This window comes from Congregibacter sp. (assembly GCF_047617445.1).
GTDB lineage: Bacteria > Pseudomonadota > Gammaproteobacteria > Pseudomonadales > Halieaceae > Congregibacter.
In genome coordinates, this window is sequence record NZ_JBLGBE010000009.1 from 47,248 (window position 1) to 68,219 (window position 20,972).

Sequence of the window (20,972 nt, forward strand, 5' to 3'; positions counted from 1 at the left end):
CTAGTCGTCGCTCTCCCGGGCTATGCGCACACCGCGCTCATCGCGGATCAACTCCAGATCGTCCGAGAACGAGAAACTACCGATAAACTCTTCAGGAATTTCAACAACGGGACCTTCGCCCTGCTCGCTCACAACGTTCTCTCCAGGCTGGAAGTAAATAATCTGCTTCCAAGACCGGGTAACCTGATCTGCGAGAATCAACAGAAGGTCACCGCCTAGCGCCATATCCAGCGCCGCCTGATTGGCCTCTTCTTCGTGTTCAATAATTTGAATGCAGTCTTCCGGAACGCCACCATCCAAAAGGCCTTGCTTGAGCAAACCCGGAACTTCGCCGGGTTTGCGGCCCCGAAGATTATCATCGCGTCGGCAAATATAGTGGTCAAAGTGACCGGCAGCGATCCCGGCAACCTCCACGATATCCTCATCACGCCGATCACCGGGCATGGTCAGCACCACGATTTTACGACCACCAATTTCGTAACGATCAACGACGTCGCAAACCATCTTTACAGCCGCGGGGTTGTGAGCATAATCCAGGATCACTTTGAACGGATGCTTGTCATAAACATTCAAACGACCGGGCGACTGAAAGAAGGTGCTATCAAAAGTTCGCAATCCCTGCCGGATATTCTCCAAGTCAACATGCATGTGATAAGCCAGAGCCGCTGCAAACATAGCATTTTGCACGTTGTGCATCGCGCGGCCTTCCAAAGTGGCCGGGATCAAATGAGTCCACAGCAAGGGAAGGTTGTGCCCCTGCTCATCGTACAGAGTGATCATGCCCCCGTTGATCCCCTGCTCGAGAACCAATGCAGTTCCGCCCGCCTTGATGTGCTCGCGCACCAGCGGGTGCGAACGATTCATGGTGACGTAGCAGAGCTTCTTCGCCGTGCAGTGATCCGCCATCTGAAGACAGTGAACATCGTCAGCGTTGAGCACCGCCGCATCCCGGGCGACTTCGACGACAACACGCTTGACCTCGGCAAGGTCCTCGAGGGAGTTCACGCCGTTGAGGCCCAGATGATCGGCAGCGATGTTCAGGCAGGCGGAGACGTTAGAGCGTTGGTAGCCAAGACCGCTACGTAAAATTCCCCCCCGGGCTGTTTCCATAACCGCGGCATTCACCGAGGGATCACGCAAAACGATCTGCGCAGCTTTGGGGCCTGTCATATCCCCCGCTACGGTCAATCTACCGTCGATATAAACTCCATCAGTGCTCGTCTGGCCTACAGTCAACCCCGACATTTTCAGGATGTGCGCAAGCATCCGTGAGGTGGTTGTTTTGCCGTTGGTGCCGGTAATCGCCGCGATAGGTATTGAAGAAGGACTCCCCTCAGGGAATAACATATCGATGACCGGCCCAGCCACGTTCCGAGGTTCCCCCTGTGAGGGTGCGACGTGCATGCGAAAACCCGGAGCGGCATTACACTCACAAATACCACCACCGACTTCTCCGTAGGAGCGCGTGATGTCAGTGGTAATAAAATCCACGCCGCCCACATCAAGGCCCAGCGCAAGAATGGCGCGCTCAGCCATGCTCTTGTTGTCCGGGTGAATCACGTCTGTGACATCCACAGACGTTCCGCCGGTACTTAGGTTCGCCGTAGGCTGAAGGTAAACAATGTCACCCTTTCCTGGAACGCTTTCACTGCTCATACCCAACTGCATCAACATGCGTTCAGCCGCCGCATCAAGCGATATCCGCGTGAGCACTTTCTCGTGACCTACACCTCGACGAGGGTCTTCGTTCACCTTGGCCACTAACTCTTCCACCCTGGAGCTGCCATCGCCCACCACGTGCGCGGGTACGCGCTTCGCGGCCGCGACCAACTGTCCATCCACCACAAGCAGCCGATGATCGAGACCATCCAGAAAAGTTTCGACGATGACGCCGTCACTATGCTCTTTGGCTTTGTCGTAGGCCTTTTCAACCTGCTCTTCATTTTGTATGTCGGTGGTCACGCCTCGACCATGGTTCGCGTTCAGGGGCTTTAGAACCACCGGATAACCAATACGCTCGGCAGCAGCGATGGCTCGTCGTAAGCGATACACTAATGCCTGGCGGGGAACGGGCAGACCCAGGTTACCCAAAATGCGATTGGTTTCATTCTTTTCGGAAGCCAGCTCCACTGCAATGTGTGACGTAGCGCTGGTGATCGTTGCCTGTAATCGCTGCTGATAGCGGCCGTGTCCCAATTGAATAAGACTCTGCTCGTTCAAACGTATCCAGGGCACGCCTCGTGCCTCAGCTTCCTTTACAAGCGAGTGCGTACTCGGACCGAGAGAACGAGATTGGCAGGCACGGATAAATTGATCACGTTCCTGAGCAAAGTCAAAGTCCTCGGGGGCGTCTGTTGGCCTCAGGTCCCTGGGCAGTAGCGAGTGCAGCAAATCCAGTCCGAGTTTTCCGGCCTGAATACCCGCAAACTCTTCTTCAAACTCAAAGACCATATCGTAGACACCGGTCTCGTCCGTCGATCGCGTTTTACCGAAAGACACCTCATAGCCAGCAATACCTTGCAACTCCAGCACCATGTGCTCCAACACATGACCCAGCCAGGTGCCTTCATCCTCAAGCATTCGACGGATCAATCCGCCGGGCTCCTGGTAGGAACATCCGTGATCTGCAAGACCGGGAAGAGCCGCAACAAGCGCGTCCACAAACTCAGGCCCTAGCCGCGCTGTGGGCCACTCCTCGAGCACACCAAGATCAACCGTATGCCGAATTACTGGAAAAAGCGCATAAACATTGGGGCCGCGGTACACACTGGTATCGAGGAACTGCATGGGAAAACTCCGAATCCTTCTGGGTATTGCCTACTCTAACCGCAGAAGTGGTCGCTTGAAAGCGCTGGATGTTCGCTAAATCACCCCACATTGGTGATAATGAGAAACGTGTTTTATCACATTCGAACCTTCTATCCCGGTACGCACATTGACGCCCGATCTCATTCAAACTACTCACCGAGAAGACCGCCAGGCTCTGGGCTCCCTGGCTCTTATCGGCGGCCGTTTCGAAGCGGACAACACAGCGCTATTTAAGGCGCTGTATGAACGCTGCAATGGCCGCATTGCCATCTGCTCCATGGCTTCGGGCGTTCCGGAAGATGTAGGCGCCGAAACCGTGGATGAATTTCGAGCTCATGGCTTTTACGCCGAACTGATTCCTGTTTTCTACGAGAACCGTCGCGAGTCTGCGCATGACCCTCACTTGATCGAACGGCTCCAGGCTTTTGGAAGTGTGTTCTTCACTGGCGGCGATCAATCACGAATCGTCGAAACGCTGATTCAAGAAGGTATCGAAACGCCTGCGCTCAAGGCAATTCGCGAACTCTACCTAACTGGCGGGCTTATCGCCGGCAGCTCCGCAGGGGCGGCCATAATGTCTGGCCCAATGATTCTCGGCGGTACATCCCTCAATGCAATCAGCCGCGGCGTCGATATGCGGGAAAGCGCGAAGGACGATTTTGACGCGTTTCGACTCGGCGAAGGCCTTGGATTTTTTAGCTGGGGTATGGTCGACCAGCATTTTTTACAGCGCGGACGTGTAGGTCGTCTTATCAAAGCCGCTCAACTGTCGGGCGAGTCATTGGCGTTCGGCATCGATGAGAACAGTGCACTCATCGTTCAGGGCTCCCGGGGCGAAGTGGTAGGCGAAACCGGCATTCTGTTTATCGACCTGCGCAAAGCCAGCTTCGAAGACGGTGAGTTTGCGGTTCGCAGTGCACGAGTGTCATTTCTGGATGATGGCGATGCGATTGACTTACAGCGGGGCAGACCCATACCCGCAGCAGACAAACGCCGCACCAGAGTAGGAAGAGCATCCTACCGCTCTCCAGCACCGGTGCGCAGGAACGCTTTCGCCAGCTATGGACTTCATGACCTGATGCTGCGACTCGTGGAGAGCGATCCCACGTTTTACAGCAAGGACAGCGCCAGCGCGTTTGACGCACCGCAGGGAAACCAGGTGACGCTACATATCCAACGGCGGCCTCGACGCTCCAGGGCGCTGCGTGCGGTGCGCAGCGGAGAGATTCGCTATACCGCTCTGAATTTTGGTTTGGATATTCACTGCGCAGCGCTGGATGCATGCCCGTTAAACGAAAGCACACAGGTCTTGCGTCCGGATCCTTCGCCCGGGGCGCGCCTGGTGCTGCTAGGCAGCACGCCCATCAACTGGCCTTGCGCCACGCGTAACACCCTATTGAGCGAGCTTCGTGAACCGGTGGGTGTACTTGCAACCGCATCCGGCGAACCTACCGCGATGGCCCAGCGCTACCTCGACTGGCTGGCTAAAGAAAATATTCAGGCTGAGCTCTTACCAATATCGTTGCACAACATTGAACGGGCAAGCCGTGATCGGGCGCTACTCAAAACCATCGATCGCATGGGCAGTCTATTATTTACCGGCGGTGATCAGCGACGCGTGACAGAAGCATTGCTACATTGTGCAGAAGCCACACCAGTGCTGCACAGCATCGTGACGGCCTATGAACGAGGCACACCGTTGATAGCGGTCGCCGCATCCGCAACCGCGCTGGGCGCACGCATGATTGCCGAAGGCGATAGTGTCGCGGCCTGGCGCTATGGCAGTTCCGAGGATGCCAGTTTCTCCGGTGTGGTGGTTGAGCGCGGCATAGGCCTTACGCGTTTGGGACTCATTGACCAGAACTTCCTCCGCCGACATCGCCTGGGGCGCCTCCTCATAGCCTGCACCGCGGAGCAGCAGCGCTTTGGGTTTGGCCTTTGCGAGGGTGCTGGATTGATCATACATGGCAACGAGCATGAAATAGAAGCCATAGGCAGCAACGGTGTGGTGGTGGTTGAACTCAACTTGGATCGCGTCAGACTGGCGCCAAAGGTCCCCGACCCTTCAGGCGTACGACTTTACCTGCTCGAGCCTGGACAACGTGTACGACTTGATGATCTGGCCGGAGCTACGGCACAACGCTCCGCAGCAGCGACGGCCCTCTTGCAAGAAGCGCTTGATGACCTCGCCCGCGATTATCAGATTGCACTGGGCGAAAAAGAATCGGTATTCAATGCTCCCCAGTGGCTGCAAACTCTGGGCGACCCTGTAGCCCTTCATTAAGGATTGAACATGTCAGACAGCTTTAACGCGCTTGTCGCTCGCAAGGATCACTCCTACAGCTGCGATTACGAAACTCTCACCCTCGACGACCTGGACGCGGGCGACGTCACGGTATCCGTGGACTATTCGACCCTAAATTTCAAGGATGGTTTAGCGATAACCGGCGCGGCGCCCATCGCGCAGCGTCACCCTCTGGTACTGGGTATCGACTACTCAGGCACTGTCATCGACTCGCAACACGCCGACTTTAGCGCTGGTGATAGGGTCGTAATGAATGGCTACGGCGCGTCTGAGTACCTCCACGGCGGCTATGCACAGCGAGCACGCGTCAGCGGAGATCTGCTGGTGAAGCTACCTGACTCAATTTCGAATGCTCAGGCAATGGCAATTGGCACCGCTGGCTACACAGCCATGCTTAGCGTTATGGCACTGCAGAGCAATGGCCCTGCGCCCGGCGACGGTCCCATTCTCGTAACAGGTGCTGCCGGTGGAGTGGGCTCTATCGCGATCAGTCTGCTCGCGGGCCTGGGCTACGAGGTCGTAGCATCGACCGGCCGAATGAGCGAAGCCGAATTCCTAGACTCTCTGGGCGCAGCGGACATAGTCGATCGCGCCGTGCTGTCGGAGCGTGGCAAGCCCTTGCAGAAAGAGCAATGGGCTGGCGTCGTTGATTGTGTGGGAAGCCATACCTTAGCCAATGCCATCGCCCAAACGCGGTATGACGGCGTAGTTACCGCTTGTGGCCTTGCCCAGGGTGCCGACCTGCCAGCCACTGTCATGCCGTTCATTCTACGCAGTGTTCGTCTGCAAGGCGTTGATTCAGTGCAGGCCCCCATGGCACGCAGACTCATCGCCTGGAACCGTCTCGCAAAGGAACTGGACATGGATAAGCTGGAAGCTCTGTCCTTCGACCTACCGTTTAGCGAAGTATTATCTCGTGCCCCGGACATCCTCGCGGGGAAGGTTCGCGGAAGAGCCGTCGTGGATCTTGCGCGATAGCGCTTTGCTGAATCACCACCTGAGCTGCAGCGACCCCGAGGCACTGCCGTCATGAGCGAGCCCACACTCCAAAGTACTGAGCTCGCGCCCCTGCGGCGGTTTCTTCTCCCATCGCTAATTGGCGCGATCGTTTTCCTCTGCCCCATTTACCACGATGGGGCCTGGACAATACTTTTGGGTGTCGCAGCTGACGCACTGAGGGCTGCTATCGGCGATGCGATGCCTGCGTTGCTACTCGGTATTGTCACACTCTCTGCACTCCTAACCATCGCTGGAGCACTCAGTCCCAATCTTCAGGCGCGCTATCGAGAACATGGCATAACGCGCGTTTTCAGCGTTCCGCTCTTTTGGATCGCACTGCGACTACTGAGCACTCTGTGTGCCTGGCTGATTGTATTCAAAGTGGGCCCAGAGTTTGTCTGGAATGAATATACGGGCGCCGTGGCCCTGTTCTCTCTGGGCGGGACAATCGTCACGATATTCCTGTGCGCGTCATTTCTACTCCCCATGCTCACAGACTACGGACTGATGGAGTTTTTTGGCACGCTACTGCAGCCGCTATTTCGCCGATTGTTTACCTTACCCGGACGCGCTGCGGTGGATGCCCTGGCAAGTTGGCTCGCCGCTGCTGCCGTGGGCGTACTCATCACTATTAGTCAATACGAACAGGGCCACTACTCCCGTCGAGAAGCCATCGTTATTGCCACCAACTTCTCCGTGACCAGCCTGCCATTTTGTTTGTTCGTGATTGAGTTTATCGGTTTGCGTGAACATTTTTTCTCGGTGTACGCGACCATCGTGATCATCGGTTTGTGCTGCGCCATACTACTGCCCCGATTGCCGCCGCTGCGCGGCATCCGTCCGCTCCCGGGCGAGACTACCGCGCAAGAGAAACCCATAGAGAACGCCGAGGGCGTGAGCCTATTGTCGAGAGCGACGTCGGCCGCGCGCAAACGCGCAGCCTCCGGCCCGAACCCAACAGAGTACCTGGCTACGTCCGCACAGCACGTGATGGATATCTGGATGGGACTGGTGCCACTGGTAGTACTCATCGGCACCTTGGGTCTGGCACTTGCAGAGTTTACCCCCGTAATGCAGATTCTTTCTGCGCCGCTCATTCCTGTACTTGAATGGTTTGGCCTACCGGATGCACGCGCCGCAGCTCCCACGTTTATGGTGGGGTTCCTCGACATGTTTTTACCCGCTGCTATTGGACAAGGCGTAGAAAGCGAACTGACACGCTTCGTCATCGCCGCCGTATCTCTGACTCAACTGATTTATCTGTCAGAAGTTGGCTCACTGCTCTTGCGCAGCGCTCTGAAGGTCAATGTGCTCACTTTGCTGAGCATATTTGTCATGCGCACCCTCGTGGGGTTTCCCATAGCGGTGGTGGCAGCAAAACTGTTTATGGCTTAGTTCGGAAGGTCTGGCAAAGCACAAGCATGCGCAGCTAATATCCTAAGCTCAATTCGCTAATCATCGACATAGGGTCACCCCATCAAAACTCATCACCACATAGTCGCCGCGACTGCGGAAATCCCAACAACGCGCCAGCGATTACTTACTCGCTATCTGATTGCATTACTTGCGGACCTTGTAGTCATCAATCTGTTTGCCGAGTATTGGTCGCGGGTATCCATCGACAACTTCAGCACTTCGCTCATCGCTGCCGTGTTGCTACAACTACTACTGCAGGGAACCCTGGCACTGGAACATCGCGTCGCCGGATGGTTTGATCAGCGCAGCGGCAGACTGTGGGCCTTCCTGCGCTTTTTCAGCGCCTGGCTAATATTGTTCGGATCAAAGTTCGTCATGCTCGGCGCCGTGGATCGTGTGCTCGGTGACAGTATTCACTTCGCCGGCGCGATGCACGGTGTACTGGCTTTTATCGCCGTCGTAGCAGGCATGCTCATTGCGGAAGAATTGGTGACCAGGGTCTACCGTCGTTTAGCGTAACTAACCCCAAGCTTCAGAGACTCAACGCGAGACAAAAAAAGCCGCCCTGCTTTCGCGAGGCGGCTGGTTTTTAGGTCGCTTACAGGACCGGCTGTGTACTAGAACCCACCAAATACCATGTTGAAGCCAAGGTAAACGTAGGTTCCACGTGGGCTGGCTGGATAGCCTCGGTTCGTAATGAACGGTTGCTCGTCAGTCAGGTTTCGCACACCGCCATAGACACTCATAGTCTCCTTAATGCTAAAGGTAGCGGCTATATCGTGCTGCCAGTACTCATCCTGCATTACCGAGTCGCCGTAGAGCTCTTGGAAAGTGTCAATCTCTACGAATGCTAGCAGCTGCTCGTCCTGATACTGACTCTGCCACTGAACCGTAAGGTCTTTCCAATACCAGTTCAGCCAGATGTTACCTGCGAGCTCGGGTCGGTTCACCTCACCCAACTCGACATCGACCACCGAGGAATCCAGAGGATCGGAGAAGCGGTTCAGACTGTTCACGTAAGTGCCACCCACAGAAGCTTTAAAGCCGTGCTCACCCAAAGAGAAGTCGTAAGCGGCCTGGAAGTCCACACCGTCCGACTCAAGGTTGGCAAAGTTGATTGGCGAAACCTGCAAGAAGTTAAAGCCACCAAACTGCACCGAAGATGAATTCGAATTACGTGAAAACTGACTACAAAAGGCCTCGTTCAACGAGGTGCCCTGGTAACAGGCATCCACAATGTTTTGAGCGGTCACTTCTTCGATCGCATCTTCGATCTCGATCGACCAGTAATCCACGCTTATAGTCAGCCCTTCAAGGAACGTTGGCTGGAGCACTACGCCGATGGTGTAGGTATCAGCCGTCTCTTCCTGCAGGTCCTGGTTTCCGCCTTGCGTACCACCAAACGATGCAGACAAGGGATCTGCATAAACGTAATTACCTTCAGCATCAAAAGGACTCAGCCCAAAGGTTGCGAAATCCGCCACACAGTTCGCTTGGGTCTGCGCACCGATAGAGCCAGACAGCGCTGCAAGCTGAGCGGCGTCACAAGGATCAATAGGACGGAAGTTAGTACCGGTAGTCGGCGCAAACAACTCGTTGATGTTTGGCGCGCGAACCGCCTGTGAGACAGTCGCGCGGAAGCGAATATCCTCTATAGGCGTCCATGAAAGACCGGTCTTCCAGGTGTACGCCTCGCCAATAGTGCTGTAATCCGAGGCCCGAACAGCGGCGTCGAACACCAGCGACTCTGCGAAGGGCACGCCCGAGAGCAAGGGAACGTTAACTTCGAAGAACACATCCGTTACATCGTAGTCACCGACCTCATTACTGTTGGACAGCGCTGGGCGGAACAGGAGATTGCTATTACCGCTTACATCGGAAAGCTCTGTACCCGCCGCGAAGGGCGCTCCTTCGGGGATGATACCCAGAGCGTAGGAATCAAAGGAGGTTTCGGATTCTTCTTTGCGATACTCGATACCCGCAGCGAAGCCTACGGCACCGGCCGGAAGCTCAAACCAATCGGCGGAATCACCCGTAACAATTGCCGCAAACACGGTTTGCTCCAGGGTCGCATCTTCACTTGTTGCGCGCGTCACAAAGTCTACAGCCTCAGGCGTAATGCCTGTTTCACCCGCCCAAATATTCAGTGGAACACACTGGCCATCACCGGGTGTGAACGAATAATACCCAGGATCAAAAACTGGAATATCAAAGGGCGTGGCCACTACTGGGGCACTGGGATCCACAGAGGAGCGGCAGGCGGCGCTGCCCGTCGCAGGATCCGTCACCGCATCAATCGCAGAGAGGAAGCGATCAACAATCACCTCATTGCTACGTTGGATGGATTGATCAAATTTGCCGTAGGTAGCGGAGACCTCGTAGGTCCAGCCATTGGAGAAGGTGCCTTCCAGTCCACCCACAAAGCGGAAGGTTTCACGTTCCGTAATACGCTCAGTAGGTCCGAGTCCAATGGGGTCAAGCGTAATCGCAACCCCACCTAATTCGTCAGCGACGGGCTGAATAAATGCGGGGAGGAAGGGGTTGTCCGGCGCACCAAACAACAGGTCCCAAAAAGACTGAGGCCTTTCCTGGTTGGTGTTTTCCTGCCAACCGTACTTGAACTCACCAAATGCCGTCATATTTTCGTTAATGTCGAAATGACCGACCATATTCAGGGTAATTTTATCTTCCGGTGTAATCAGGTAGCTATTCGACTGCTGAATCGTATTGAGCGAATCACCACCAAAGCCTTGGAAGTTACCGGCAACGCGACCATCCTGCACCGGCGCATAGCCGCCTGCTGAATCAACGTTCCAGCAACCACCTACCACACCAAATGACGCTGCGCCGAATACGGAGTTGTAACCGGTAAATGAATCCTGACAGTCGTTGCGCCCATTGTTATCCAGATCAATGGGGACATCCGGATCAAAGCCTTCGAAGGTATAGGGGTTGCCCGGGATGATGTAGCCATAGCCCGATGTGAATGGGAATCCACGACCCAATTCCACAGCACGCTGAGGAGCGTTAGAGGCTTGACTGAACAGTGCCTGTTCTGCGTCTGTAAACGACGGCGCCATGCCGAACTCAGCCTGGTAATCCGCAACAAAGTCTTCCTGCGATGGGATAGGCAAACCAAAGTCCGTCAGTCCGGTGTTCTGGAAGTTAAAGTACTGCTGGAAGTTGGGAGTATCACCTGTGATATCGCCCTGCTGGAATCGCAGCTCTGGGTTCACCCAATCACGACCTGTGCCGGTGAGTAGGCCTGAAGCGCCACGCTCCCCCGCCTTTAATCCTTCGTCCGTACGATAGTCCAGAGTCACCGCAACGTTACCGCGGCCATTGCTAAAATTGGCACCCCAGATGGCAGACACTGCAGACTGACTGGCATCGCCATCACCGGACATACCCGTCTGTAGATCGATTTCAAAACCCTCGTAGTCGTCTTTGAGGATAAAGTTAACAACCCCTGTTACCGCATCGGCACCGTATACGGCCGACGCGCCGCCGGTGAGGACTTCTACGCGCTCGATAAGTTTCATGGGAAGTGAGCCCACATCAACCGCCTGGGTACCCGCTGATCCAGCAACATGACGTCGACCGTCAACAAGGACCAGTGTCCTCGCAGCACCCAAACCACGTAAGTTCAGTGTATTGGTACCATCGGCAACAGATGCTTCTTGGCTTCCGTCCAAGGAGTTCTCAGATGTATTAGACGAAAACAGAGCAGGGATATCATTGATGACGTCTGTAATGCTGAATTCACCAGAAATGGCAATATCTTCAGCGCTGACGCTAGTAACCGGCTGCGAAGCGATGGCATTGGGGTCGCCAGAAATGCGCGATCCAGTAACGACAATCTCTTCCAGTTGGATATCCCGGCCTTGTGTTTGAGCAAAAACGCTCTGTGATGTGACAGCTGTTAATGACGCAACAGCTGCAGCTACGCTCAAACTGAGTACCGATCGGCTCTTTTGGCAATGCTTCCTCATTGTGCAAACCCCTCCTCCGGGATGATAAGCCTGGGTACTCATATATTTGAGTTTCTTTAGGCTGTGAAGTGTCTTGCGGGGACTTCGATCTAGTAAACACTATCCGAGGCAGATTGCAAAGACGTGGAAGGGGGTAAAAATTGCGCTCAGAACTTAACTTCTCCCCGAATCCCAGTCTCTGTCGCTCCGCCTACCCAAACCTCGTCGGAGGTACCATTAATACAAATACGCCCTGCTCTCCCCAGTACCCGCCCCTGGGTCGCAGTGTAGTTCGCGGGCGCTTGACCCGTGCGGATGAGCCACTGCGCGATACTCGCGTTCAGGCTCCCGGTGACCGGATCCTCAGGGATTCCCATATCCGGCACAAAGGCACGAACCTCAAAGTCAGAGTCCGAACCGGCTGCGTGTCGTCCAACCAATCCAAGACAGTTAGTACCCAAGGCGGAAAAATCAGGACTCACGTCCAGTACTCGCTGAGCGCTATCAAGCAACAAGGCACACCAACCCGGTCCGTTATCCACCCACTGATGATCCAGGAGTGCATCCGCAGGCAGACTCAGTGCGGCCATCAGTGTATTCACAAGCTCGGGTTCTATTGGGCCGGTACGCAACAGATCTGGTGCCGCAAAAGACAGCGCTTGTGCAGTATTGCGTATACGAACAAGTCCTAACTCACACTGTTGGAAAATCTCATCGGAACACTGGGGAGTCCCTCCTTCCTCAAGCCAGGCATGGCAACTACCCAGAGTCGGATGCCCGGCAAAGGGTAGCTCACCACCGGGGGTGAAAATTCTCAATCGATAGTCCGCTTCAGAATCGCTGGGAGTCAAAAGAAATGTGGTCTCGGACAAATTGGTCCAACGCGCAAAACGCGCCATGTCTTCGGTGCTAAGCGCGTCTGCATCATGTACGACCGCCACAGGATTGCCTCGATGGCGCTCGCTAGAGAACACGTCGACCTGACTGAATTTTAGTGTGCTAGTCACGACAGACCACTCAAGGCGTCGACAGAAAGTCTGCAATAGCCTGGTAAGCAGGCAAAGAGACATCATCATAATTGGCATTCGCCGCCATAGGGTGTGATGCCAATCGCACGATCACCATCTCTGCGCTAGGGTCGATGTAAATCGTTTGCCCGTGAACACCCCGCGCACTAAAAGCCCCATTCGGGTTGTGATGCACCCACCACTGATTTCGGTAACTCGCGCCTGGCAAGGTTGCATAGCCGGCCTTGGCAAACTTGTCGGGGCTGCCTCCGCGACGTATGTCATCAATCACCGTTTCTGGCACCAGCTGCTGTCCGTTCCAATGACCACCACGACGAATCATCTCTCCAAAGCGACCATGATCCCTAAGCGTCGCATTCAATCCACCCGCTGCCCAACCGGTCCCCAGAGAGTCAACGAGAATGTAGGCATCTTCTTCAGCACCAAGACGGCTCCAAATTCGCTCCTGCAGCACATCCACGGCATTGGCACCGGTAACGCGAGCGATCAGCCAACCCAGTACCTCAGTGTTCACCGACCGGTAACTGAACGCCTCGCCGTGCGCGCCTTGTCTGCTCAAGGTCGCCACATAAGCATAAAAGCCTTCAGGGCCGTCATAGTCACCCCGGGGAAAGATCCCGCCGGCCCGCGCAAAATCAAACACCTGGGCATTGGGATCCGTGTAATCTTCGGAGTACCCAATGGCCGTGGTCATGTCCAAAATCTGGCGCACCGTTGCATCGCCAAAACCGCTGCCGACTAATTCCGGGAGATAGCCACCTACCGACTTTTCTTCATCCAACAAACCCTCGTCAAGTAGCATTGCTGCCACCGTGCCGTAGTAGGATTTGGTCATAGAAAACGAGATATGTGGAAGCTGCGCAGACCCAGCTCCAAAATAGCTTTCGTAAACCACCTCACCACGATGCAATACAAGTGCCGCATCGGCATAGGCGGCAGCCAGCATCTGCGCCCAGGTCATAGACGACTCACCATTTATGGGCGTGAACTCCACCGCATCTATATCGCTGTTCAATTGGTAAGCGAGAGGTACTGTTGGACCGACACCCCGCCAGACTCGCTTGGTCGGCATTAGTTCTCGAAAATGAGAGAACGCCCAGCGGGTTTGTGGAAAACGGTAGAAACTGAGGTCGTTGTAGCGAACAAGCTTGGAGGGCTGCGGAGGTGCACCTAGCATCCAAGCCAGGGTTTTTGGATCGCTGTCTTTCGGGGATAGGAGCGCATCTTGCGCCAGACTCCCAAAGGCCACGCTCATGATTAGCGCGGCGACTAGCAAAGCACTGCGGGAAAACCAACCAGTAAACACATCAGTCAACATAGTAAGGCCTATTTAGTAATCCCGCGGCACCGCCGCATTGTCAGTACTGGAGTCAAACGGCGTCCAGTAGTTCGATGTGCGGCGCGGCAGCCACGAGAGTTGCCAGTGCTTTGTTGGCTTCCTGAAAATACTCAGTCTGACCGTGGGCCGCAAGATCTGCCTCTGTGGCATATTGCTCAAGCACCTTATATTCTTGTGGGTCAGACTTACTGCGATGCAGCGCGTAAAAAACACATCCTGATTCGTTCGCATTCACCTTTTCCGCAAGGCCCTGAAACGCCTGTTCAAAATCTGCGTTCTTACCTTCTTGTATTTTCAGTGTCGCGATCACGCCAATAGCCATGTTGATCTTCCTTGTTTGTGGATATTTCCTGCTTGGTTTTGCAAGTTCCGCTCACGATAAAATCACAGTGAACACAACCCACGTCGGTTCTAGCGATGCCAGTCTAGCGCGGACTTGATCGGTGCGCCTTGGCACAGACCGAACTAACTGAGAGTTTAAAGCTAAGACGGTTTACCGTATTGCGCGAGAATCACATCCAAGGTTCTACTAATCCGCGTTTGCAGGCGAATCATTTCGAGCTTGGGCCAGGTGCAGCGCTCTCCCGATGCAATGAGCTGACGCAATTTTTTCTCGCCAGGAAACGTCAGCAGTTTGAGAGGGTTCTGAAACGTATAATCCGGCAGAATGTTAATGTCGCCCACATAATCCTGGTTGATGATTGAGCGCATCAGGCTGGCTCGCTGAGAGATAACCCCGCCCTTGCGATCCACCCTTTCCGCTAACAAGGTGACGGCGTTAAACCATTCCCGTGCCGACCGACGCCCTGCCTCCCCGAGAATTCTGCTGACACTTTTCTTTCGGTGACCATCAGTAACAAACGGAAGAACATGCGGATTCGTCTGACTTACGACAAAATGATTCACGCCGTATAACCGTGCCAGGCGCTTGGCAGGAAGATCATCACTCACCGAGCCGTCTACCCATTTTCGGGATGCCAGATACTGCTTCCTCTCCCCATGGCTATCCAATGCCTCGAGCGTCACCGGCGGAAAAATGCCGGGTACAGAGGCCGACGCCATCACCGCGCTACGAATCAGCACACTGGGTGATGTAATGGAATTGAGCAGTCGTGACGTCTGGTGTGTCTCGGCAGGCGCTATGGAGACATTCATGGCTCTACCGGTCTTGGCGAAAGCCTGTTGAAAGGTAATGTCAGGAATGAACTGCTGCACAGCAGCTTCTAATTCAGCCAGACGAGACGCGTGCTGCTCGTGGCCCACCTGAGGAATGTATTGCATGAAATACTCGGGCTGAAGGAGTTCAAGCAGCTCTTTACCTGTATGCGTGGACACAATGCTACCGACGATCGCGCCGCCGCTGGATCCCGAAAGAACCGTTGGCAATAGCTCCGCTTCGGCCAGCGCACGAATGACGCCCACGTGAAAGAACAAGAGTGAACCCGAACCGCTCATCATAAAAGCGGAACGTCCAAAGCAATGACTCGCGCGACAGAAAAATTCGAGCTTTTCTTCCTCACTGATTTCACCGCTGGAATCCTCGTGAAGCATCTCGAGGGTGTCTACGATTTCTTCGATGTATTTTTCGATGAGTGTTTTTGTGCCCGCCAACGCATGTCCATACAGGCCCGAACGCCCCATACCGCCCATGTTTCCGTGGATACCTTCGTTAAGGGTATATAGCAGGCCGCGTAGATCGTGCCGTGCTTTAAGGCTCTGTAAGGAGTCAAGGCGTATTCGAATAGAGACATTGTCGTATTGCCTCGTAGAGTCCTTCTGACGCCAGCGATCCAACCCTTTGCTACGATCATAGTCCTGTGCCGCCGACATCCACTCTTCGTAGCTGCCTGCTTGACTGAGGGCTCGCTTCAGCCGGCCTTGGGTATTTATGAGCATGCACTAAACCTCATTATAGAGCGCCTATGATAAACGGTCTGTGGCCACAAGGTTATGATTCAAAGCAAATACTGTGTGCTCCATCGCAGGCCCACCGGAATAGCATTACCACAATAAGCAGAGGGAGTTGCCGCTTACCAAGCCGACTGGCAGTATGCGTCGCAGTTCTTCTCAAGGTAGACATACACATGGAATACATCCAGCAAGACAACGTGGTCATTCTGCACTTTGACGATGGCAAAGCTAACGTTGTGGGTCATCAATTTTTAGACGATATGACCGCGGGACTAGATCGAGCCGAGCGTGAAAAGGCCGGCGCGGTCATTATCCGTGGGCGAGCTGGCATGTTCTCTGCCGGCTTTGATCTGGGAGAGTTTAAAAAGGGTGCTGAACAAGGCCAGGCAATGGTGAAGCGCGGGTTTGAACTACTCATCCGTTTAACCGGCTTTCCACTACCACTTGTAGCGTCTTGCACAGGGCATTGCGTGGCGATGGGCGCCTTTATCGTCATGGCAAGTGACTCGCGTGTAGGTACTCGCGGGGCTTTCAAAGTCACTCTCCCCGAGACGGCTATCAGCATGGATTTGCCGCCAATCCTGGTTGCACTAACCGCATCACGTATCGTCAAAGAACATCTCACCCGTGCCGCGCTGCAATCAGAGGTCTACGATCCAGAACAAGCTGTTTCTGCGGGTTTTTTCGATGAAGTCGTCGACGCGAAGCAGCTAGAAAGTCGCTGTATGGAAATCGCACAGCACTTGGCACAACTACCTCCTGCCCAGTACGCGGCTAACAAACTGCTAATACGTGATTACACTCTGGGACTGATGAAAGACGACCTAGCCGGCATGTCCTGAGACACTCAACGCGCGCCTGCACTACGGGCCGGAACCTGAGCTATGTACTACGAAACCGCAACAAATGATCACGGCCTTCCCCACGACCCTTTGAAGGCCTTAATCGCACCTCGACCTATTGGCTGGATTAGCTCGCTTGATGCAGAGGGCATCCCTAACTTGGCACCCTATAGCTTCTTTAACCTGCTAGCCACGAATCCTGCCATTGTCGGATTTTCCAGTGCCAGCAAAAAGGACTCTCAGCGCAACATCGAAGTTACCGGAGACTTTGTATGCAACTTTGCCTCGGTGGATTTGATCGACAGCGTAAATGCCACGGCCAAGCATGTTGCGGCTCACGTCAATGAGTTTGAGCTAGCGGGACTCACGCAGAGCGAGTCCCGCTTAGTGAAGGCGCCCCGAGTCGCAGAGGCGCGCGCACATCTGGAATGCCGCTACATCAAGACGGTGGAGCTTCCTCACGAAGAAGACAGCGAGATGGTCTGGAGCCTCGTCCTCGGGCGCGTACTTGCCGTGCACATCGATGACGCCTACGTTAGGGATGGACTCGTAGACACACTGGCTATGGAGCCTCTAACGCGTATGGGCTATCTGGACTATGGCGTACTGGGTGGCGTACTGTCTAGAGAACGCCCCTAGCTTGCCGCGCAAAGGGACATAAGCTAAACAACCTAGCGGCCGCTTCCCCCCTGCGGGGCGGCGCCGGCTAATCCGTCGTCCAAAATGCGGGCCTACACTGCATGACCACCGGAGACGATTGTGTTTACATGGCATTACACGTGTAGACATAGGCAAGACTCAAGATGGACTTCACTTTTAAACGCAGCGCACAGATCACCGGGCTTCTGCTTTTGCTTGCCGCGGTCACTCAGGCTATCTATACCGCTCTCTATGTCTCCGAGGCTGATGTTCCCCGCCAGCTCTTGTGGGGCACCGAGGGTTTTCTCTTCGTAATGCTGGCGGCCTTTGCCGGATCGGCAATGGTTCAGACCGACCGGCAGCACCTCGCCTGGTCGGCCATCACCGCAGCGGCTGTGCTGAACGTTGTTCAGGTGAGTATTGGTCTAACCATGTTCGGTCCGTTTTTCGAGGCCAGTGGTGACGTCGAAGGGCTAGCTCCGGCGGCGAAGGCAGTCGTCGCGTTTTCCTTTATGGTTTATAACGCGGCGAAAGTGCTGCTGGCACTGGCCCTGATCGTTTTCGGCCTAACGGGGCTTAAAGCAGGATCACGGCTACTGGGCGGAGCGAGCGCATTGGTTGGCATAGTCGCGCTGCTAAGCAATACGGCATCAATGGCCGCGGGCCGCGATATCTTTGGAGACTTGCCTCTGGCGGGCGCGTCGGGCGTATTGGCGACGGCGCTGCTGGCTCTCTGCCTGCTGACCCTGCCGGATGGGGACCACAAGGAAGGCTAGAGCCAGGCCAGGCCAGGCCAGGGCCGATAATGCCCGGGTCCCAAGACGACATAGGAAAACCGTGAGCCATGGGCAAGACAGGGCTCTCCCCTTTGCTGCGATAAAAACAGCGCTGACCTTCTACCGCAAGGTATTACCCTTCTGCACACCATTGCTGAAGTGCTGCGTTGCTGACTACACCACCCATAAAAGCACGCCAAAAAGCACGCCAAAAAGCCGGCCAAGCTTAGACTTATCACTTCATGAGAGAAAGCACGAAAACCCTCGGCGTGCGGAGTCAACAGGGCTACCAGAGACTATCTTGGGTATGCATTGACCGCGCTTTAGCGGTTTATTCGCATCTAACTGCGGATACCCAGCACTAGAAAACCTACGCGATCTGTCGCTTAGCAAGCGCCGCGAATACACCGTCTTGCTGCATCAATTCGTCGTAGGCACCTACTTCTACAATTTCTCCGGCGTCAAGAACGTAAATACGGTCAGCATGTTTGATCGTACTCAAGCGATGAGCGACGACAATTCGTGTGACATTCAAACCCTCGAGGCTTTCGCTAATAACAGATTGCGTTCGGTTGTCCAAAGCGCTTGTTGCTTCGTCTAAGAGCAAGATACGCGGCTGCTTTACGATAGCCCTCGCAATAATCAGACGCTGGCATTGGCCGCCCGACAAGGTACCTCCGCCAATCGGCACCAAGGTGCTCATCTTCATTGGCATCTGTTCAATCTCTTCCCGAATACCCACCATTTCAGCCGCCTTCCAGGCGTCTTCCAGAGTCAGATTCGCAGAACCAATAATATTGGATAGGATGTCTCCCTGCATCAACATCGCGTCTTGCAGTACTACCCCGGTCTGTCGCCGAACCTCGCGAGTATCGATGGAGGCCATATCCAGGCCATCACAGTAAAGGGCGCCCGAATCTGGCGTCTCGAAACCCAGTAGGAGCCTCAACAATGTCGATTTTCCTGATCCCGACGAACCAACGATGGCGATAAACTCCCCGGGCGCCGCATGCAGGTTTACCTGCTTGATGGTCTGAGGACCATCGTCCTGATAACGAAACGAGACTTGATCCACATCCAGGCGACCCCGGAGTTCACCAGGCGAAACCTTTGATTCGTCGACTTCGGGCAGGGCCTCCAGGATCGGACGAGAACGGTTGTACAACTGAACCACATTGAGCGAGCCGGCCAGCGTCGAAGTCATTTGCAGCATGCCACCTTGAAAACCCACGAACGCACTCATAAACCCAAGGAAACTGCCCGTCGTGAGCTGAAGAGCCTCGTTCAATATCAGATAGGAAAACACCGCCATGGTCGAAACAATGGGGAACACCGCATTGAAAACGCCCAGAACATTACCGGTGACGCCAGCCTTAAAAGAGTAGCTCCACTTCTTCGCAAATATTTTGGCCCAGATCGCAAAAGCGCGATCCTCTGCCCCGGTAATACGCAACTTGGAAACACCTGTAATAAACTGCAGTGTCATACCAGAAATCGCGCCTTCCAGATCTATAACTTTGCGCAGATGTTTCAGTTGCAGATAAATAGTTAGCCCCGCGAATAGCATTCCTACGGCGGTAAGCCCTATCGCTATCCAGGCGAGTGGCGACGCGTAATAAAACATCATGATCAGGCTCATGCTCGAAAACATGCCCCCTAAAATGGTCGATACGACCACACCAGAGAGAATAGAGCGGATCTGATCAATCCCGAGGCTGCGTTGCGCCAGGTCGCCGGCGTTATAGTCGCGAAAAAACTTTGCCGGAAGCGCCAGCAATCGATCCCACACTGCAGCTTGGACGGCAGCGCCCATTCGCACCTCAAGGCGCAGCAGTGCAATCGACTTTGTGACTCCAAACATCGTCATTGCGATCGCTGCCACCACAAGGATCAGTAATATCTGTACCAGCTGTCCACGATCGGAACCAGGAATAATCGTGTCAAAGATAATCCCTGTTGCCAGAGGTGTGAGAAGACCCAGAGTCGCGGCCACAAGTCCCATCACGAACACCATGATGAGATCTGAGCGACAGCCCTGTAAGCCAAACGCCAGCAAGTCCTTACCGTTAAGAGCTCGGTCTGGAAACGGTCGGAAAAACGTGTTGCCCCGAGGCTCAAGGGTTTTTGCGACATCAGCATCGACACGCCTACGTGACCCATCAACGGGATCAAGCAGTTCGTAGTGATTTGTAGTCACTGGCAAGAGCGCGACCGGCCCACCGTCCTCAATTCGAAACGCAAGAAGAGGACCATTATCGCTCTGCCACCAGTCACCCTTCATCACGACCTGCCGAGTACGAATCCGAGAAGCTCGCGCGATATCGGCAACATCTAATTGATGACCCTGCTCCCGCGACGGGGAGCGCACGTCAATGCCCAGCGCCGATCCAACCATAATGCAAGCAGAAAGCAGAGCTTCGCCGGGCACAATATCAGGCACTGCCTGGGATTTATCGGGACGTGAAACAAAGGCAAGATCGGTTAACCCGGCACGCAGGCGTTCACGATCAGCCACGGCTTGTCTATCGATCTGCTGCTGAAAGCCATCCTCTGCCCGACGGCTATTGCGTGCGAAAGCTTCTAACAGCATTCCATGAAAAGCACGCAGCGCCGCAAGAACACCCCCTTCCGAGATAACACTAGCCGTTGTCTTGGAGGTAACCGTAGCTGCCTCAAGCGCTTCTATCCATGTATCTGAAGCTAAGGGTATAAAATTGTCGCCAAGGACAATATCTCGTAAACCCATTAAGCACAGTGTTCCTTCGACTGGCCTCGTCCAAACGAGCTCATTGGACGCTCTAAGACAACTCTCGCCGGGGATGGACTGATTCTGTCCCGGAGTCACGCCCAGACTGTCGCGCGGGACCCGGTTGTCCTGCGACGCACCTTTAGCAAGACCGCTACACCAGTTGTTGAGTAACGCTGTCGCTTCGTCAAC

14 protein-coding genes are annotated in these 20,972 nt (G+C 54.7%); 7 read left to right on the plus strand and 7 right to left on the minus strand.

Going from position 1 to position 20,972, the window contains the following annotated elements:
- Positions 1 to 2,787 carry a cyanophycin synthetase gene (cphA, locus tag ACI9KD_RS04075; protein WP_414979880.1) on the minus strand — a complete coding sequence of 929 codons (2,787 nt, stop codon included), beginning with the start codon at positions 2,785 to 2,787 and terminating at the stop codon, positions 1 to 3.
- 148 nt (positions 2,788 to 2,935) lie between these two features.
- On the opposite strand from cphA, the gene ACI9KD_RS04080 reads away from it, so the two are divergent.
- From ACI9KD_RS04080 to ACI9KD_RS04095, 4 genes are all read left to right on the plus strand, one after another.
- The gene (locus ACI9KD_RS04080; RefSeq protein ID WP_414979881.1) at positions 2,936 to 5,092 is read left to right on the plus strand and encodes a cyanophycinase; all 2,157 of its coding nucleotides are present in this window, start codon (positions 2,936 to 2,938) and stop codon (positions 5,090 to 5,092) included.
- Positions 5,093 to 5,101: 9 nt separating this feature from the next.
- Complete coding sequence (locus ACI9KD_RS04085) at positions 5,102 to 6,091, plus strand: MDR family oxidoreductase (protein WP_414979882.1); 990 nt, start codon at positions 5,102 to 5,104, stop codon at positions 6,089 to 6,091.
- Between the two features lie 51 nt (positions 6,092 to 6,142).
- Positions 6,143 to 7,507 (plus strand): YjiH family protein, encoded by a 1,365-nt coding sequence (locus ACI9KD_RS04090; protein WP_414979883.1) that lies wholly within the window; start codon positions 6,143 to 6,145, stop codon positions 7,505 to 7,507.
- A gap of 255 nt (positions 7,508 to 7,762) precedes the next feature.
- On the plus strand, positions 7,763 to 8,047 hold the full coding sequence (locus ACI9KD_RS04095; protein ID WP_414979884.1) for a hypothetical protein: 285 nt from the start codon (positions 7,763 to 7,765) through the stop codon (positions 8,045 to 8,047).
- 98 nt (positions 8,048 to 8,145) lie between these two features.
- Here the strand turns inward: ACI9KD_RS04095 and ACI9KD_RS04100 are convergent, their stop codons facing one another.
- The 5 genes from ACI9KD_RS04100 to ACI9KD_RS04120 all read right to left on the minus strand — a co-directional run bounded on the left by ACI9KD_RS04100 (position 8,146) and on the right by ACI9KD_RS04120 (position 15,762).
- Complete coding sequence (locus ACI9KD_RS04100; RefSeq protein ID WP_414979885.1) at positions 8,146 to 11,481, minus strand: TonB-dependent receptor domain-containing protein; 3,336 nt, start codon at positions 11,479 to 11,481, stop codon at positions 8,146 to 8,148.
- Between the two features lie 185 nt (positions 11,482 to 11,666).
- Entirely contained in the window at positions 11,667 to 12,506 is an 840-nt protein-coding gene (locus tag ACI9KD_RS04105) for a PhzF family phenazine biosynthesis protein (RefSeq protein ID WP_414979886.1), read from the minus strand.
- Positions 12,507 to 12,516: 10 nt separating this feature from the next.
- Entirely contained in the window at positions 12,517 to 13,845 is a 1,329-nt protein-coding gene (locus ACI9KD_RS04110; RefSeq protein WP_414979887.1) for a serine hydrolase domain-containing protein, read from the minus strand.
- A gap of 52 nt (positions 13,846 to 13,897) precedes the next feature.
- Positions 13,898 to 14,188, minus strand: a complete 291-nt coding sequence (locus ACI9KD_RS04115) for a putative quinol monooxygenase (RefSeq protein ID WP_414979888.1) — start codon at positions 14,186 to 14,188, stop codon at positions 13,898 to 13,900.
- Between the two features lie 161 nt (positions 14,189 to 14,349).
- Entirely contained in the window at positions 14,350 to 15,762 is a 1,413-nt protein-coding gene (locus tag ACI9KD_RS04120) for a DUF3336 domain-containing protein (protein ID WP_414979889.1), read from the minus strand.
- Between the two features lie 188 nt (positions 15,763 to 15,950).
- Here ACI9KD_RS04120 and ACI9KD_RS04125 point away from each other — a divergent pair, with 188 nt between their 5' ends.
- The 3 genes from ACI9KD_RS04125 (at position 15,951) to ACI9KD_RS04135 (ending at position 18,034) form a co-directional block, all read left to right on the plus strand.
- On the plus strand, positions 15,951 to 16,619 hold the full coding sequence (locus ACI9KD_RS04125) for a crotonase/enoyl-CoA hydratase family protein (protein WP_414979890.1): 669 nt from the start codon (positions 15,951 to 15,953) through the stop codon (positions 16,617 to 16,619).
- A gap of 42 nt (positions 16,620 to 16,661) precedes the next feature.
- Complete coding sequence (locus ACI9KD_RS04130; RefSeq protein WP_414979891.1) at positions 16,662 to 17,258, plus strand: flavin reductase family protein; 597 nt, start codon at positions 16,662 to 16,664, stop codon at positions 17,256 to 17,258.
- Between the two features lie 164 nt (positions 17,259 to 17,422).
- Positions 17,423 to 18,034 carry a thiamine biosynthesis protein ThiC gene (locus ACI9KD_RS04135; protein WP_414979892.1) on the plus strand — a complete coding sequence of 204 codons (612 nt, stop codon included), beginning with the start codon at positions 17,423 to 17,425 and terminating at the stop codon, positions 18,032 to 18,034.
- Positions 18,035 to 18,404: 370 nt separating this feature from the next.
- On the opposite strand, the gene ACI9KD_RS04140 is transcribed toward ACI9KD_RS04135, so the two are convergent.
- Positions 18,405 to 20,972 (minus strand): NHLP bacteriocin export ABC transporter permease/ATPase subunit (locus ACI9KD_RS04140; protein WP_414979893.1); only part of this gene is annotated, 2,568 nt, incomplete at its 5' end.

Bases quoted from the DNA above. Each gene is read 5' to 3' on its own strand.
- ACI9KD_RS04130 (WP_414979891.1), top strand. From the start codon at position 16,662: ATGTACTACGAAACCGCAACAAATGATCACGGCCTTCCCCACGACCCT.
- ACI9KD_RS04120 (WP_414979889.1), bottom strand. From the start codon at position 15,762: ATGCTCATAAATACCCAAGGCCGGCTGAAGCGAGCCCTCAGTCAAGCA.
- ACI9KD_RS04110 (WP_414979887.1), bottom strand. From the start codon at position 13,845: ATGTTGACTGATGTGTTTACTGGTTGGTTTTCCCGCAGTGCTTTGCTA.
- ACI9KD_RS04135 (WP_414979892.1), top strand. From the start codon at position 17,423: ATGGACTTCACTTTTAAACGCAGCGCACAGATCACCGGGCTTCTGCTT.
- cphA (WP_414979880.1), bottom strand. From the start codon at position 2,787: ATGCAGTTCCTCGATACCAGTGTGTACCGCGGCCCCAATGTTTATGCG.
- ACI9KD_RS04090 (WP_414979883.1), top strand. From the start codon at position 6,143: ATGAGCGAGCCCACACTCCAAAGTACTGAGCTCGCGCCCCTGCGGCGG.
- ACI9KD_RS04085 (WP_414979882.1), top strand. From the start codon at position 5,102: ATGTCAGACAGCTTTAACGCGCTTGTCGCTCGCAAGGATCACTCCTAC.
- ACI9KD_RS04115 (WP_414979888.1), bottom strand. From the start codon at position 14,188: ATGGCTATTGGCGTGATCGCGACACTGAAAATACAAGAAGGTAAGAAC.
- ACI9KD_RS04125 (WP_414979890.1), top strand. From the start codon at position 15,951: ATGGAATACATCCAGCAAGACAACGTGGTCATTCTGCACTTTGACGAT.